Origin of the sequence: Arthrobacter sp. GCM10027362, from assembly GCF_042679445.1 — a bacterium.
Classification (GTDB): Bacteria; Actinomycetota; Actinomycetes; order Actinomycetales; family Micrococcaceae; genus Crystallibacter.
The window spans coordinates 15,082-31,548 of sequence record NZ_JBHTML010000025.1 but is presented as its reverse complement, the minus strand read 5'-3'; the positions used below and the strand labels follow the sequence as shown (position 1 = coordinate 31,548).

Here is a 16,467-nt window from a genome sequence, read left to right as displayed (position 1 = left end):
CGGCGCCGTGGCTACCTGGTGCAGCCACCTGCTCGGCGCACCGGCCGCGCTGGTCTGCACAGCCGGGCTGGCCACTGCGGCGGTGTCCCTGTTCTTCCACCGGCGGGCCCTGCGCCGGCGCCGCTCGCTGAACGCCATGCTCGGCAGCAGCCTCAGCGCCCGGGCCCTGCTCGTCCTGGCCCTGATCCTTCAGCTGGGCACCCCGGGCTGGTCCGGGACGGCCGGCTGGCTCACGGCGGGACTGGCCTGCTGGCTGGCCGCCACGGTGCTGGAACGCTATGCCGTGACCGCGTGGCGTCCGCGCGGCCTGGACGCCCGCAACCTCCCGGGAATCAACACCCAGGGCTTCGAGTTCCTGCCGCGCGGCACCGTCGCAGCGGCGAGCCTGGCCGGCACTGCCGCCGGTTTCGCGGCCGCGTTCTTCGGCCCCGCCGCTGCACCGGCCGCCGCCGCTGTGCTGGCCGTGCTGCTGCTGGTTGCCAGCGCGGAGGTCCTGGCCGCCGGCTGGCACCGCAGCTACCGCAACCTGCGCCACGAGGCGAACCTGGCGCAGACCGTGGAACGGCTGGCTCCGGAATTCGCCCTCTACTTCGGATCCAACGTCGGCGCCGGGTATCAGGCCGGCATGTGGCTGCCCTACCTGGACCGGATCGGCAGGCCCTACATCGTGATAGCGCGGACCATGCGGATGATGCGCGCCATTGCCGCGATCACCGACGTGCCCGTCATCCACCGGCCTACCCTGCGGAGCCTGGAAGAGGTCATTCCGCCGAGCCTAAAGGCCGCGTTCTATGTCAACAACGCGGTCAAGAACACGCATTTCATCGAGCGCCGCGAAATGCGCCACATCTGGCTCAACCACGGAGACTCGGAGAAGCCTGCCTGCTACAACCCGGTGCATGCCATCTACGACCACATTTTCAGCGCCGGCCAGGCCGGAGTGGACCGCTACGCCCGCCACGGCGTGGACATCCCGCGGGAGAAATTCCGGATCGTCGGGCGCCCCCAGGTGGAGGACATCGTCCGCGGGCAGGCGCCCGGGCCGAACCCCACGGTCCTCTACGCCCCGACCTGGCGCGGCCCCTACGCGGACACCGCCGTATATTCGCTGCCGCGCGGGCGGGGCATCGTCGAGGGCCTGCTGGCCCGCGGCTGCACCGTGATCTTCCGCGCGCACCCGTTCAACTACCGCTTCCCCGAAGCGGCCGCGTGGATTGCCGAGATCGGCGAACTGCTGGCGGCCGACGCCGCGGCCACCGGCCGGCAGCATGTCTTCGGCAAGGCCGCCGAGCAGGAGATGAGCGTGGTGGACTGCTTCAACGCCTCGGACGCGATGGTCTCGGACGTGTCCGCCATGGTCTCCGACTACCTGCAGTCCGGCAAGCCCTTCTCGATCGTCGCCGTCGGCCGCTCCATCGAGGAGCTGGCCGAGGAGGCACCGGCCTCCCGGGCCGCCTACGTGATCGAGGAGGACCTGCGCAACCTGGATGAAGCCCTGGACAACCTGCTCGTCCACGACCCGCTGGCCGCGCAGCGGGAAGCCTCGCGCGTGTACTACCTGGGCGACTTCCCGGCCGGCAGCTACGCCGACGGCTTCCTGACCGCCGCAAGGGAGCTGATCGACGCCCCGAGGCGGCCGCTGTGAAGGCCATCCTGCGCACCGTCCTGCCCCGGACCGCCGGCTCCCTGGTGCTCGGTGCCGGAGCAGGCGTCCTGGCCGCCTCGTTCGCCCTCCAAGGCTCGGCCGGCTGGGGCTGGGTGCTGCTGGGCGGGGTCGGCACGGCCCTGAGCATCGCCCTGGTCCCGGTAACCCACCGGGTGCTGGCGGTGCACCACGTCACCGCCTACGGCCTGCCCGGCGTCAAGCTGCCCTCCGCCCCGCAGGCCTGGGTTCCCAGCGTGCTGGCCGGGGCGAGCCTGCTCGGAACGGCGGCCATCCTCAACGCCGGCTGGAGCATGCTGTGGTGGATCCTGTGGCTGGCCACCGTGGGAGCCGCCATCGCCGGCGTGGGCGCCTATGCCTTCTGGCTGGCCCGCCAGCGCGGCCGCCGCTGGCCGGCCGTGCAGAAGGCGCTGGATGGCTACGGCCCGGTATTCCTGATCTACACCGGCCGCAAGGACGGCGGCGCGTACCAGATCGAACAGTGGCTGGGGCCGCTGAAAGAGCTGCAGCTGCCCTTCGCCGTCGTCACCCGGCACAACGAGGCCGCCGACGCGCTGCGGAAGCGGCCGGCACTGGCCGGGATACCGCTGATCGCCTGCCTGAATACCGCCGAGCTGGACAAGGTCATCTCCCCCACCGTGCGGGCAGTCTTCTACGTCAATTCCGTGGCCTCCAACATCAACATGGTCAGCTACCGGCACCTGACCCACGTGTACCTCGGGCACGGGGATTCGGACAAGGAAATCTCTGCGCATCCGGTCCACGCGATGTACGACAAGATCTTCGTGGCCGGGCAGGCCGCCATCGAGCGGTACCACGCCCACAACGTGCTGATCCCGAAGGAAAAGTTCGCCGTCGTGGGCCGGCCGCAGCTGCGCGGCGTCCGCCCCGGACCCCGCAAACGCGGTCCGGACGAACCGCTGACGGTGCTCTACGCCCCGACCTGGCTCGGCTACAACAACGCCTCGACGCTCAGTTCCCTTGAGCTGGCGGGCCCGTTCATCCAGCGCCTGCTGGACCAGGGGGTGCGGGTCCTGTTCCGGCCCCACCCCTTCAGCGTCCGCACGCCGGCGGAACGCAGGCTGGTGGCCGCCGTCGACGAACTCCTGATCCGTTCCGGCAGCGGCCATATGAAATCCGCCGAGGGCCGGAACGCCGACCTGGTGGAGCTCTTCAACGCCTCGGACGCGCTCATCACCGATGTCTCCAGCGTGCTGGTGGACTACACGGCGACGGACAAGCCCATCGGCGTCATCGCGGGGCCGCAGGAGGACCTGGCCGGCCGCTACCCCTCGCTGCAGGCCGCGCAGCTGCTGTTCCGCCCCGAAGAGCTGGACCTGCTGCTCGGCTCCGCCCGGCAGGGCCGGAATCCGCGCCGGGACCTGGGCAGCGCCTACCAAAGCCAGAGCGGTTCCTTTGACGATGCGGTCTGGGAGGTGCTGGCGGCCCGGCCGGCGGCCTGAGCGGCCTGCACCGGATCCGCTACCTGGGCAGGGTGAGCCGGGCCCTGATGGCGTGATGGTCGGATGGGATAAGGCCCACGAATTTGCCCGTCTTCGCGTCCAGGTTCGCCAGCAGCTCCCACTTCTTGGCGGAGACATTGGGCGAGACGAAGACGTAGTCGATGTGGTTGCCCCAAGTGCTCGGCGGCGGATTCCTGAAGCCGTGGAAGCTGTTGTACCTGGCCCTGGTCTGCGGCACGTCCACCCCGGCGGCGTCCGAATAGCCGGCCGCCATCATGGCGGTGACGGGGTCATGGTACGGCTTGGAATTGAGGTCCCCCACGATGACGACGGGCAGCTTGCCCGCGTTCACGGTCTTGAGTGCGTCAATCAGGGATTTGGCCTGCCTGGTCCGTGCGGCCTCGTAGCTCCCGCGGGCGGTGATTCCGGCCCAGTAGAAGTGGGTGTCGACGGCCAGGAAACGGACGCCGCTGCCGTCCCGCTTTTCGAAGACCTGCCACGCGGCGGTGTATCCGCTGGTCCTGCCGTCCGGGTTGTACAGTTTGATCCTCCCGCCCTTGCCGATGGGGCGGACCGTGGAGGTGCGGTAGAAGATGTGGTTGCCGTCCATCAGGTACTCGTCCTGGGCGCAACCCGACCTGCCACACTGTGTGCCGTACAGTCCGTCCGTGCCGGACAACGCGCGCTGGTAGCCCCGGGCCGTCAGCCCCCGCCGCAGGTCTTCCCACTGCGGCCTGGCATCCACCACGCCCGGGTACTTGACGGTGGCATAGGCTTCCTGGACTCCGACCACGTCCGCGCCGCTGTCTCCGATGGTGTCGACGACGGCGGGCTTGCGGGTGGTCCAGTTGTGGCTTTTGACGCCGTCATCCAGGTTCGCCGTGAGCACGTTGAAGGACAGGACGGTCAAGGGGGTGCCCGAGCTGAGCGTGGTCGCCGAGACGGCGGGGCCGTAGCTGCTGCGGGCGATGTGCTGTTTGTTCCCGTTTAGGGCGCGGACCCTGAAGTAGTACTTCTTCCCGGCAGCGAGGGTGTTCACGGCGAGCCGGTTGCGGCCGTCCGTGGTGATGAATGTCTTCACGTTCCTGGTGAACCCCGCGTCGGTGGCGGTCCTGACCGCGTACTGGCGGGCATTGGCCGCGCGGTTCCAGGTCAGGGTGGCCCCGTTCACCGCCCTGCCCTTGACCCGGAACCCGGTGGGCACGGCTGGCGCCAGGTTTGCCTCAAACTTCTTGGAATAGCGCACCGTGCTGCTGCCGGACTTGAAGGCCAAAATCCGGTAGTAGTAGCTCTTCCCCGGTGTTTGCGCCTTGAAATTCCTGTCCACGTACCAGGTCTTGCCGGTCTTCACCTTGACCACGTCCGTGCTGAAATCCGTGGACGTGGAACGCCACAGCTCATAGCGGGCAGCTGTTTTGGGCCTGGTCCAGCTCACGCCGATGCTCGTGGCGGACTTCGGCTTGACGGTAATGGTGGAAAACTTCCCGATGCCGGAGGGCCGCTCCGGACCGTAGCATTTGAGCGTTACCTTCCCGGTGGCCGAGTAGGCTCCGCCGGCGGCCGACCCCGTCCGGGCATTGACCTTGAAATAGTAGGTGGCGCAGTTCCTGAGCCTGGTTACCGTGACCGAGGATTTCCCGGTGCGGAGCGTATTCCGCCCGGACGTGAATTTCGCATTGGTGGCCACCCTGACCGTGTAGCCGGTGGCGCCGGAGACGGCGTTCCACTTGAAGCTGAAGCTCTCGTAGTTGATTTTCGTGGTCTTCACACCGGCCGGCCGGGCCGGCTTGGCCGCAGCCTGGGCCGCAGGCGCCTGGAGCCACATCCCGGCAACCACAAGTGAACCGGCGAGCATGCACGTCAAGAACCGACAGGCCTGGATTTTCACCCCCGTCGCTCCTTCCTACTACATTGATGTAGATGGAAAAGGGCGCTTCTTGGCGGCAAATGTAAACCCGGAAGATCAAGGCAGGGGGCGACTTTTGCGCAAAATTCAGGGCACGGTAGGCGCTGGTTTCAGACAGCCTGAAGATCCGGGCTGCAATGCCGCCCGGACGCGGTGAAGTTCAGGGGACTTGGGAGGTTCCCCTGGCCCCGGCCGGCTGCTCAGCAGGCAGCCGGCCGGGGCCAGGGCGGGCTTAGAACCACCGGCGGAGCAATCCTGCGAGCCTGCGCGGGGACCGGGTTGCGGACTGATCCGAATCGTCAGCTCCCGGCACGGCGGCGCCGGCCAGGCCGGATGATTTGGCTGCCGGCTCGGCACCAAGGCCCAGGGCCTTCCCGACCATGGCCGAGAGCTCGTCCACAATTTCTTCGTCGCTGCGATCGAGTGCCAGGACGCCCAGGGCGAACCTGCCCCCTTCAGCCGTTATTCCGCTGCCGTCCATGAGAGCGTCGACGACGGCCTTGGCGGCAGCCGTCCTGCCGTGCAGGACGACGCGTATTCCGGACGCAACGGTCACCAGGTCGACGGCTATCGGCTCACCCTCCCACGAATAGTCGAGTACCAGGCACGTGGGCCGGTAGAACCAGACGCGGTCCGGCGATCCGAATGTCTCCAGCGAAGCGCCGACCGACTCGCGGATTACCTCCAGGACCGGCTTGGCCGGAACGCGGCCAACGGCAGCCAACGCAGGCTCCTCCGTCCCCGATTCGGTCATCCTGCCGGCCGCACGCGCCAAGGCGCCGCGAAGAACCTCATCCAGGACGTGGAATTGGGGATCCACGGGCTTCGAGCCGGTGCGTTTCGTCTTCCAGTTGGAACTTATCCCCATGAAATGCCGGTGGGTCACCAACTCGGTCTTCGTAGTTGTGGTGCCGGTAATGACGTGGGTTTTCCACTGCTCGGCTGTCCCGGACCTGGCGGGACTTGCCGTCCATTTCACGGTTGTCGCGCTTCTGCGGCTGTCATAGTACAGATAATCCGAGAACCGCGGCACACCTGCCGCCGGACCTCCGGCCGTCTCGATCCAGCGTCCCGCGTAGAGCAGCGCCGAGCTCCCGGCTTCGTCCAGCAGCTCGAACACCGTCTTCACTCCGTCGGTGATGACCAGCTCGTCGACATCTGCTTGGATGACTCCCCTGGCCTGGCGCAGGAACCGGAACCGGGCGTGCTCCAGGATGCCATATTCGCAGAAATCGGAATCCCAGGGTGCACCCTTCAACCCGGCCCAATTTCCACCTTGCGGACCAAAGGGGAAGGGCCAATTGACGACCACGGCTACATCCAGGCCGGGGATGCCGTTGAGGGATTCAAGCACGTCTTCGGGAGCATAGTCCGTGGAGCCATTGTCGTAGATCACAACGGCGTCGACGCCCTGTTCCGAAACGTGGAAGTTGACCCAGTCACGGATCCAGACGAGGTTGTTATTTTTCGATTTCGTCAGCAGGGCCTGCTTGCCGGCAAAAAGCGCGGAAAGGTCTTGGCCAACGGCCGTGGAGAAATTAAGGGAAGCGGTATTGAAGTTCAGGTATTCCGTATTTTCCGTGGCCCAGACGGAAGACTGCTGGGTCCGGTCGATGTCCCGGAACACAGCCCGCACAGGTTTGCCGGCCGAATCCGTCACGACGGAATTCTGGAAATCTTCCAGCAGGTTGAGCAGCGGCGGGCCGGAAAGCACGATTCGCCGATCGCTGCGGAACACATCGTAAAGCAGCGTGTGGGAATCGAACTGGTCCTCGTAACCGGCCTGCCGCTTCTCGACCGGCCGCGGAGGCTCGCGGAATGTCTTGCTGTCCCGCGGCAGGACAACCGGAGAGGTTTGTACAACCAGCCGGGATGGCCGTTCATGAGGCATGAAAAATACATCCTTGTTTGATGCGGGTGGGCGACATTAGCCGCAGGCCATCCGGCCAGTGCCTTGTCCGCGGGAACTAGGCGCCGGCCACGCCGTGCAGGAAACACTCAACAAACCGTTTGGTAGCCTCGCCGTCATCAAAGGGATTGAACCTGGCGAGGAAGGCATCGTATTCGGCACCGTACCGTTCCCAGTACTCGTCCAGCCCTTTGATCCCGGCCGCCAACTCGTCGTTGTCATACACCCGAGGTCCCGGCGTCGTCTCCCCGTACGGTATGAGCGGCGGGGTCTTCTCGAAGTACGTTTCCTCATCCGGGACAAAGAAGAGCATCGGCTTCCTGGTCACCGAATAGTCGAACCGGATCGAAGAGTAATCGAATACGCCCACATCCGAGGCAAGAATCAGGTCATTGATTTCGGGATAATCCGTCACCACGACCACACCGGTCTGGTGGACCGGTCTTCCGGAATGCCGCTGATGCGCAGGATGGCCCCGCAGAAGCACGACGTAGCCCTCACCCAGCGTCGCGGCGAGGTCATACGGATTCAGCAGTTCGACCATGCGCGATACCCACGGGTTCGTCGCCTCGTAGTCCCGCCAGGTGGGTGCATACAAGACCGCCGTCTGGTCATCGCGGATCCCCAGCAGCTTCCGGACGACGTCGCGCCGCCCGGCCTCGTCGGCAACCAGCACGTCGTTCCGCGGATGTCCCGCCTCGACGATTTCCGCCGAGATGGGGAAGCACTCCTTGTACAGCTTTGTGGCGTCCGGGCTGGGCGACAACAAGTAGTCCCAACGGTTCCGGTCCTCAAGGTTTCGCGCCTGCTGCGCGGCGCTGACGTTCTGCGATTCCCAACGCGGCAGCCCCATCAGCTTGAACGGATGGCCATGATAGGTCTGGATCACAACCTGGCTGGGCTTCTTCTCGTAGACGGAAGGCAGTTCGTGGTTGACGCAGATGTACTTGCAGGTCGCCAAGGCCTCGAACCAGGGCGCGGTATGAATGACCACTGGAATCGCACCGTCCGGCAAGGGAACCGAATAGTCGACAACGCCCCAGTACGTCTCGATCTCGGGATGGTTTTTCCGCAGGTAATTGTGGATCGCCAACTGGCTGTCGGTCGCACAGTCACCGATGAGGCACTGAAAGTAGATCGCGTCCTTGAGTCCGGGGGTAGCGCCGGCATAGGCTGCCTGGTGCTGGGTCCGCCGGTACACGGAACGATCTGCTTGGCTCAGCGCTGCCTGGACCTGGATGCCCGCGGCCCCGCCCCGGTTGAGCAGCTGCCCGTACAGGCGTGCGGTCTCCAGGCGCAGCGGCATCTGTTCCGTCAGCGCCTGGTCGGTCACCACGGGCAGGGCGACGCGGTTCCCGCGGGGCGTCATGCGGTAGGCCACGAACCGGTACCAAGCCTGCGGGAGCACGGTCACTTGGTCGGTCCCGGGCCGGGCCTGGTTGAGGGGTATGGACCACCGGATGCAACCACCGGCCCTGGTGGCCCGCACCGGCCGGGACGACTGCTTAGCCGACACCAGTTCCAGGAAGACCCCCGCCTCGCTCCCGGAAGTCGTGGATGCTTCGATCACGAAATAACCGTCATCGGTGATCGAGCAGCCGGACAGGACGATCTTCTCCACGGCCGCTCCCAGGTACATGACCCCGGTTGCCGAGCGGCTGATCTCGAACTGTTCCTCTGAATTGGTCACGGATTCAGCGGATCCCACATGCAGCTTGCGCCGGACACCGGCCGCATCGACGAGGAAGATGATCAGCGGCAGTCCCAGCGAGACCAGCTCGTCCATGTCGAGGTCGATCGTATAGTTGCCGGTCGCAGTGTTGCCAATAGGGAAGGTGCGGGCCAGATCCGAGTTCCTGGCCTTGACCTGGGCGACCACGGGGATGAATTCCGAGGACGGACTCTCCAGCTGGATGGCCACCCTGGACCCGTCGATCCGAACGCTGCGGGCGACGGCCGCCCTGCGGTCGGCGAAGATCTGCAGGCCGGCCTCTGGATGCCACTTCGGCCGCAGGACCACGCGGTCCTGGCTGTGGCTCATCGACAACGACTGGGCGGATCCGCCCATGGTCCGGGAGGTAAAGGGGCTCTCCCGGACAAGGTTGCCGAGCCTGACCTCCACGGAGACCGACCAGCGCGCCATCTTGCCGTCTACATACGGCAGCGACTTGAGCAGATCGGCCAGATCGACAACTGCGGTGAATGCGGAGTCGTCATGGTTCACCCAATGATGCCGGGCACGGACAGTCGCTTCGGGATTGTGCGCACGCGCCACGGGAACACGGACGACTTCCCCGCGCTCGGTGTCGCGGACGACGACGTGCACGGTTTGCGGCTTCTGCCGCGGATCCGTGTTCGTCAAATAGGCCCACCCGGACACCTCGAGTTTCTCCGGTGACAGCCATCTGGCCCGGTCCAGGACGGACTCGACCTGCAGGTCCTCCCGCGGAATCCGCAACAGGCTGCGCGGAACGGCGTATTCCGGCTCGGAGGTGAACGGCAGAACAGCAAAGACGTCCTCGCCGTCGTGCTCCACCGGATGGGACCGCAGATCCCGTCCACGCCGGTTAAGGAATTCCTCGACGACGGTCCTGGGCTGGGTCAGCGCCAGGTAGACGAAGACACGGTTCTGCGGAGAAACGTTCGAATGCTCCAGCAGCTCCTCTACCGAAACGACAAACCTGATCATCCGGATCAGTTCGTCGTAGGCTTCGTGGTCGAGTGAGCGGGACTGTCCCAGGTAGTTTGGGAAATGGTACTGCAGCAGGGTCCATTGCCAGGCCTTGGTAATCTCGGCATCATCAAGACTGGCCAGGTAGTTCCTGGTCAGCTGGATGGCCTCGAACCTGGACCGGATCTTTTCGGCCGTGTACATGTTCTGGCTGAGCGAGGAACCGTCCTCGCGAATGAGCCAGCGGTAGGTGGTGGCCTTCAGGACGTCGATGGATCGGGCAGACGTCAGTGCGTTGGTGATGACGGGCTGGTCCTCGAACAGCACACCCTCGCGGAAGGCAAAGTTCTGCCGCTGCCAGAAGTCCCTGCTGTAGATCTTGTTCGGGGAATAGAAATCCCGCAGGATCTCCGGAAAATCCGCAGCATTAATCCCGAGCCGGTCCTCGCCGTGGACGCGCTTGACCCATTCCGGAGTGATGATCTTGCCGTTACGGCTCCGGACCATGGCCCCAATGACGATTTCGGAGCCTGTCAGCCGGGCAGAGGCCATCATTTGCGCGTAGGCGTCCACGGGGATCTCGTCGTCGGAATCCACGAACGTGATGTAGTCGCCCCGGGCCTCGGCAATACCGGTATTCCGTGCGGCGCCCAGGCCGCCGTTTTCCCGCCGCACGATCCTGATCCTGCGGTCCAGCGAGGCAAATTTGCTGGCAATCGCAAATGAATTATCGGGCGAACCGTCATCGACAACGATTATTTCGATATTGCGGTATGACTGGTTGCTCAGGCTTTGCAGGCAGTCGGCCAGATACTTCTCAACGTTGTAGACAGGAACGATGACCGACAACAGCGGCTGCCGGTCCTTCAGGCCGGGCTTTTGCCGCGCCGCCCCACGGCCCAGCAGCATTTTGGAGGTCTTCCTAATGCTCCGGGGCACAAACCTCTTCCACCGCCTCCCGTACTTTCCGAACCGGATTGCCTGGGCGGTGTCCTGCTTGCTTGTTGCCATGCTGTCTTTCCTTGTCACTGTCCCACGTTGCGCCGAAGGCGGTACCCCGTCCTAGCGGACGATGTCGGCGTCGTCCACCAGAGAGGCCACGGACAGCGGGTCGATCTTGCGCACGTCAATGACGTGGCCGGTCTTTTCCGAGATAAGGATGTCAAGGGAAGCCTGGGCAACCGTCTCGGACTCAAGCAGGCCGGCAGGGTCCTCCTTGCCGAATGCCTTGGTGCGCATGGGCGTGCCGGTGCGTTCGGGGTTCACGCAGTTGACACGGACGCCGTCCTCGGACCACTCGTCAGCCAGGGCCTGGGTCAGGTTCACGGTGGCGGCCTTGGCGGAGCTGTAGAGGCTGTAGCTGGCCCGTCCGCGGGTGTAGGAGCTGGAGGTGAACAGCAGCAGGGAGCCGCCGGTCTTCTTCAGCTCCGGGTAGAAGGTCTGCGCCACCAGCACCGGGCCGATGTAGTTGATTTCGGTGGACTCGTAGATGGTCTCATCCGAGGCCTCGCTCAGCAGCCCCCGCGGCAGCACGCCGGCGGTGTTGACCACGTAGTCGATGCGGCCGGTTTCGGCCAGGACTTCGTCCCGGGCAGCCACCAGGTCCTCGCGGCGGTTCACATGGGTCCTGGTCGTGGACCGCGAGAAGCTCTTGACCACCGCGCCGTAGCGGGCGGCCATCGCGGCAATGTCCGCGCCAATCCCGTACGAGCCGCCGAAGATCACGACGGTCTTGCCTTCAAGCGCTGCCCGGTAGCCCTCTTCGCTCGACGGCGCCGGCACGTCATTGCTGGTGAGCTGGAACAGCTTGTCCGCAATGTAGATGTCGATCGGCTCGGTGACCTTCATGTTCCGGTCATCGCCCGGGACCACGGCGACCGGGACCTCCGGCGTGTATTTGAGGACGACGGTGCAGTCGTCGGTGGCGGCAAACTCCGGGTCCTTGGCAGCCTCCGCGTAGGCGGACCGGATGACGCTGAGCTTGAAGGCCTGCGGGGTCTGGCCGCGGCGCAGCATGGCCCGCGGCGGGACCGAGCTGATCACGGGGTAGCCGTCCACTTCCTTGGCGCCGACGGCAATGATGGTGTCCGCGGAGGGAATGGCCACGTCCACCGCTCCGTGGCTGTCCAGCGCGGTGACGACGTCGGTGACGATGCGCGGCGACAGCAGCGGCCTGACCGCGTCGTGGAGGATGACGTTGCACTCGTCGTCGTCCAGCGCGGCCAGGGCACGCTGGGTGGTGTCGTTGCGGTTGTCGGCGCCCTCGAGGATCTGCGTGACCTTCCCGAAGTCATTCCGCTTGACGATCTCCCGCACCTTGTCCAGGTAGCCGGGAGTCATCATGACGATGACATCGTCAATGGCCGGATGGCTGTTGAGGACGTCCAGGGTGTGTTCCATGATGGGCCGGCCGGCGATCTTGATCAGCTGCTTAGGAATGTTCAACCCCACCCGGGACCCAACGCCTCCGGCAAGTACGACCGCAACGTTCCGTAGCTGAGACAAAGAATTACTCCTAAGTTAATCAATCCGATGGCCAAAGAGCCCCGGCAAGTTTATCAGCGCGCCTCCGGCCCGCCGGACACCCGCGCATGCTAGCGCGGCAGGGTGAGCAGGGCCTTGACCGCGTGGTGGTCGGAGGGAATGGTCCCGACGAACCGGCCCGTCGTCGGATCGATGTCCGCCACCAGCTCCCACTTCTTCACGGCCACATCATTGGAGACCATCACGTAGTCGATCTGCGTGCCGTAGGTGCTTGGCGGCGGATTCAGGAAACCGTGGCTGCTGTTGAAGTTGGCCTTGGTCCTGGGTACGTCCAAACCGGCCGTATCGGCCAGCCCGCCCGCCAGCAGGGCCGAGACCGGCCTGTGGTCCTCGTGCGAGTTCAGGTCCCCGAGCAGCACCACCGGCAGGCCGGCCAGCCCGGGTGTGCCCTCCAGAGCGGCCAGGATGGTGTTGACCTGGGCCACCCGGCGGTCCTCGTCGGCTCCGCGCTTGGTGATGCCCGCGGCGTACAGATGGGTATTGACGGCGGCAAAACGTACGCCGCTGCCGTCCAGCTTTTCAAAGACCTGCCAGCTGGCGGCGTAGCCGCTCCCCCGGCCGTCCGGATTCGGCAGGCTGATCCTGCCGCCCTTCCCTACCGGTTTCACGGCGGACGCCTTGTAGAAGATGTGGTTGCCGTCCAGCTGGTATTCGTCCTTCCAGCAGCCTTCCGTGCCGCACTGCTGGTACGAATAGAGTCCGTCCGTCCCCGTCAGCGCGCGCTTGTAGCCCTTGGGGGCCAGGATTTTCCGCAGGTCTTCCCACTGCGGCGTTACCCCGTCGCCGCCGGGGTAGTCATCGGAGGCATAGGCTTCCTGCACGCCGACCACGTCCGCCCCGCTGTTGCCAATGGTCGCGGCGACGGCCTGCTTGCGGTAGTTCCAGCGGCGGCTGCTCACTGCGCCGTCGCGATTGGCCGACAGGACGTTGAACGTCATGGCCGTGAGCGGAACCCCGGCGGCCAGCGTCGAGGCGGACACGGCACCGCTGTAGGCGCTGCGGGCGATGTTCTGTTCCAGGCCGTTGATGGTCCGGACCTGGAAGTAGTACTTTTTGCCCGGCTCGAGGGAGTTGAACGTCAGCCGGGTGCGGCCGTCCGTCGTCGTCAGCGTCTTGACGGTGTTCTCGAAACCGCTGTCCGTGGCAACGCGCACCTGGTACTGCCGGGCGTTCCACGCCTGGCTCCAGCTCAGCGTCGCCCCGTTCGGCGAGGTCCGCACCACCTTCAGCCCCTGGGGAACGGACGGCTTGAGGTTGGCCTCGAACTTCGGCGAATGCCGCACGTTCGTGGTGTTGGATTTGTTGAAGGCCAGGATCCGGTAGTAGTAGCTCTTGCCGGGTTTCGTGGCCTTCAGGTTCGTGTCGACGTACCAGCTGTTACTGGTCTTCACCTTCACCAGGTTGGCGCTGAAGTCCCGGGTGGTCGAACGCCAGACTTCGAACCGGGTGGCGTACTTCGGCCGGGTCCAGCTGATGCCGATGCTGGAACCGGACCTGGGCTTGACGTTGATGGTGGTGAACTCCCGCGGCCAGAAGCACTTCAGGGTCACCTTCTTGGTGCTGGAATAACTGCTCGAGGCACTCGAGCCATTGTTCGCCCTGACCTTGAAGTAGTACGTGGTGCAGTTCTTCAGCTGGATCGGCTTCCGGGTGGTTTTGCTGGTCTTGAAATACTGCACGCCGGAAGTGAACGTGGCATTCGTCGCCAGCTTGCCGGTATAGCTGGTGGCGCCGGCTACCCGGTCCCAGCGGAAGGTGAAGCTCTCGTACTTAACCTCCGTGATGGCCAGGCCTGTCGGTCTGGCCGGCCGGGACGCGGCATCGGCCGCAGGTGCCGTGAGCTGGACCGACCCAAGCGCCATGAGGACGGCCGCCAGAAAAGCCAGAATGCGTTGTGCCACAGTTCTTCCTTGCCAGAACAGAAGGGGGAATGGAGCGCACCCCGGAGATTGAATACCTGAATTTCGAGCCAAGGCCGCAGGAAATTACCTTTAACCTTCGGGCTCGACGATAATAGTGGGGCGCCCGGCCCCAAGGGAATCCTCGACGCCGGTTCCTGCCTTCAGCGGGCGGAAACTGCGGCCGCCGGCACGCCGATCAGCTCCAGGGCAGCCTCGATGAATGGTTCCGCAGCCCGCGGCCCGATCACTTCCCCGAGGCAGTACTTCCGGCGCGCCGCGCGCTGTTCCGCCAGCGGGTCGGCGCCGAGCAGGTTGTCCAGGGCCGTGCCCAGCGTGGACAGGTCCTTCTCGATCACGTACGCGGCCTGTGCCGAGGGGAACTCCGCCACGAACGCCTGGCCGCTGGCCGTCATCGCGGTCATGGCATACGGTTTGCCGGAGGCCAGGTACTCGGAAGCGATGCTGGACACGTCGGTAACCAAGGCATCGGACAGGTTGAAGCAGCCGGCGACGTCGAGGTCCTTTTCGGCGGCCGGGCCGAAGACGTGCTTGCGGCCCGTCTGCTGTGCATCCTTGCGGAGCATGTCGTGGATCTTCCGCACCGAGCCCTTGTCCGCGGGAATGCCGTAGCTGAGCGGATGCGGCCGGAACACCACCGTAGCGCCGCGGTCCAGCAGCTCCCGGACAATGGCCGGCCCGATGGGCAGGGAGGTGTAGCTGGTGCTGGGGCGGCCGCCCTGCCAGGTCGGTGCGTAGAGCACCGTGGGATTTGGCGGTACGGCGGCATCTTCGCGGAAATCGATATTTTCAACCTGCGGACGTCCGACAAGTTCGAACTTGGCGCGGGGAACATCGATGCCGTGGGCGGCGTAGCGCGCGACGCCCTGTTCGCCGCAGACGAAAAGCTTGTCATAGGTGGCGTGCCGCGGATGGAAGTTGGCTTCCTTGTCCGAATCCCCGTGGTTCAGCCACACATGGGTGAGCTTCCGGTAGCGCTGGAAGGCCGCGTTCGCCGGGCTGCCCTGCACGTAGAAGGCCGCCTTCAGGCTGGGGACCACCAGCCGGTCCAGCGCCCCGGCGACGCCGTCGAGCAGCCCGATGACCGGCGCATTGGTCAGCCGTCCGATGACGGGCACGGTGGCCCCGTGCTTGGAAATGACCACAAACGGACGGCCCAGGCGTTCCAGGTACGGCAGCCACATGCCCAGCTGGTACTCGGCGCCCTTGACCGCTGCGTAGTACACGGCGAATTCCGGCTCGTGCGCTTTCAGCAGCTTCGGCAGCAGGTCATAGTTGCGCTTGCTGGTGGCCCGGGCGATCAGCGCCTGGCCAAGCACCCGGCCCTGCGGCCACAGCTGCAGCACGGCCACGATGAACAGGATCCAGGCCGGCACCCGGAAGACGGCCAGCAGGACGGCCAGGCCGATCACCATCAGGTTGTTGCGCGTCACGGCAGCGGCCGGAACCTTGGCGGACGGCATGGCAAAGCTTCCCGGCAGATTCGCGGTCTGCTGCCGTTGTCCGTTCAGCAGGCGCTTAATGAGCGGCTCCTGGAGGGCGGCAACGATCGTGATGCCCATTGCGGCGCCGCTCCACAGCGCGTCCTCCGGCCGGAGGCGGGCGTAGAAGGCGGCGGCGGTCACGGCCAGCACCACGCGGAGGGAAACGTAGCTGGCCAGCAGCCCGGGCTGGGACGGGCGGCGCAGCGGCCTGCGCTTGAGCCAGACGACGGCGAGGTACGGCAGCGCCGCGATGCATGCGCCGGCCACGGCTGCCACGACAGTTGCCGATGACAGCACCAGGATGCAGCCAGCCACCGCCAGGACGCCGAGACCGAGGCTCAGCGCAAGGCCTTTCGCGTCACCCGGCAGGGTTTTGAGGGCGCTGACGATTCCGATGCCGCCCTGTGGCACGGTACCGCCGCCCACGGTCAGCTCAGCTCCTTGACGATCTGGCTGATGCTGTCGAGCGTGCGCTTGAGCTCTTCCACATGGCGCTCGTCGAAGGCGCTGAGCACCCGCTTCATCTCGGTGGTCGAGATTCCGCTGGTCCTGGGCAGGTAGACGACCTCGACCTTATCTTCGAGATCGTCGAACTTTCCCTTCCAGTCCTCCCCGATCCCGAAGACATCGACGTTGTACTTTTCGATGTCCTCGCGCTTCTGCGCCCAGTTTTCCTCCGGGATGGCCAAATCCACGTAGCGGATGGCGCGCACGATCTCGATGCGCTGCTCGAAGGGCACCACCGGCTTCTTGCCCTTGATGGCGTTGAATTCGTCAGTGGAAACCCCGACAATCAGCCGGTCCCCCAGTTCGCTCAGCCGCTTGAGAATATTCAAATGGCCGATATGGAACAAGTCGAATGTCCCATATGTCAGGACCGTTCTGCCCACGGGAAGTTCCCCATCCTT

Annotated in this window: 9 protein-coding genes; 2 read left to right on the top strand and 7 right to left on the bottom strand. The window is 65.3% G+C overall.

Annotation, left to right across the window (positions count from 1 at the left end; translation table 11 throughout):
• Both ACFQ36_RS06440 and ACFQ36_RS06435 read left to right on the top strand, forming a co-directional pair.
• Positions 1-1,645 (top strand): CDP-glycerol glycerophosphotransferase family protein (locus tag ACFQ36_RS06440; RefSeq protein WP_377011783.1); only part of this gene is annotated, 1,645 nt, incomplete at its 5' end.
• Positions 1,642-3,126 (top strand): CDP-glycerol glycerophosphotransferase family protein, encoded by a 1,485-nt coding sequence (locus ACFQ36_RS06435; protein ID WP_377011782.1) that lies wholly within the window; start codon positions 1,642-1,644, stop codon positions 3,124-3,126. The genes ACFQ36_RS06440 and ACFQ36_RS06435, both read left to right, overlap by 4 nt.
• Before the next feature lie 19 nt (positions 3,127-3,145).
• Here the strand turns inward: ACFQ36_RS06435 and ACFQ36_RS06430 are convergent, their stop codons facing one another.
• From ACFQ36_RS06430 to ACFQ36_RS06400, 7 genes are all read right to left on the bottom strand, one after another.
• Complete coding sequence (locus ACFQ36_RS06430) at positions 3,146-4,951, bottom strand: fibronectin type III domain-containing protein (RefSeq protein WP_377011781.1); 1,806 nt, start codon at positions 4,949-4,951, stop codon at positions 3,146-3,148.
• Positions 4,952-5,264: 313 nt separating this feature from the next.
• Positions 5,265-6,923 carry a hypothetical protein gene (locus ACFQ36_RS06425; protein ID WP_377011779.1) on the bottom strand — a complete coding sequence of 553 codons (1,659 nt, stop codon included), beginning with the start codon at positions 6,921-6,923 and terminating at the stop codon, positions 5,265-5,267.
• 76 nt (positions 6,924-6,999) lie between these two features.
• Positions 7,000-10,623: a CDP-glycerol glycerophosphotransferase family protein gene (locus ACFQ36_RS06420; RefSeq protein WP_377011777.1), complete on the bottom strand. Its 3,624-nt coding sequence runs from the start codon at positions 10,621-10,623 to the stop codon at positions 7,000-7,002.
• 51 nt (positions 10,624-10,674) lie between these two features.
• Positions 10,675-12,117, bottom strand: a complete 1,443-nt coding sequence (locus ACFQ36_RS06415; RefSeq protein ID WP_377011774.1) for an SDR family NAD(P)-dependent oxidoreductase — start codon at positions 12,115-12,117, stop codon at positions 10,675-10,677.
• Between the two features lie 89 nt (positions 12,118-12,206).
• Complete coding sequence (locus ACFQ36_RS06410) at positions 12,207-14,057, bottom strand: endonuclease/exonuclease/phosphatase family protein (protein ID WP_377011771.1); 1,851 nt, start codon at positions 14,055-14,057, stop codon at positions 12,207-12,209.
• A 161-nt stretch (positions 14,058-14,218) separates the two neighbouring features.
• Positions 14,219-15,985, bottom strand: a complete 1,767-nt coding sequence (locus tag ACFQ36_RS06405) for a CDP-glycerol glycerophosphotransferase family protein (RefSeq protein WP_377011769.1) — start codon at positions 15,983-15,985, stop codon at positions 14,219-14,221.
• Positions 15,986-15,987: 2 nt separating this feature from the next.
• Positions 15,988-16,449: an adenylyltransferase/cytidyltransferase family protein gene (locus ACFQ36_RS06400; RefSeq protein WP_377011767.1), complete on the bottom strand. Its 462-nt coding sequence runs from the start codon at positions 16,447-16,449 to the stop codon at positions 15,988-15,990.
• Between the last annotated feature and the right edge of the window lie 18 nt (positions 16,450-16,467).

Coding starts and splice junctions, on each gene's coding strand:
- ACFQ36_RS06430 (WP_377011781.1), bottom strand. CDS start 4,951: ATGTGGCTCCAGGCGCCTGCGGCCCAGGCTGCGGCCAAGCCGGCCCGG.
- ACFQ36_RS06425 (WP_377011779.1), bottom strand. CDS start 6,923: ATGCCTCATGAACGGCCATCCCGGCTGGTTGTACAAACCTCTCCGGTT.
- ACFQ36_RS06420 (WP_377011777.1), bottom strand. CDS start 10,623: ATGGCAACAAGCAAGCAGGACACCGCCCAGGCAATCCGGTTCGGAAAG.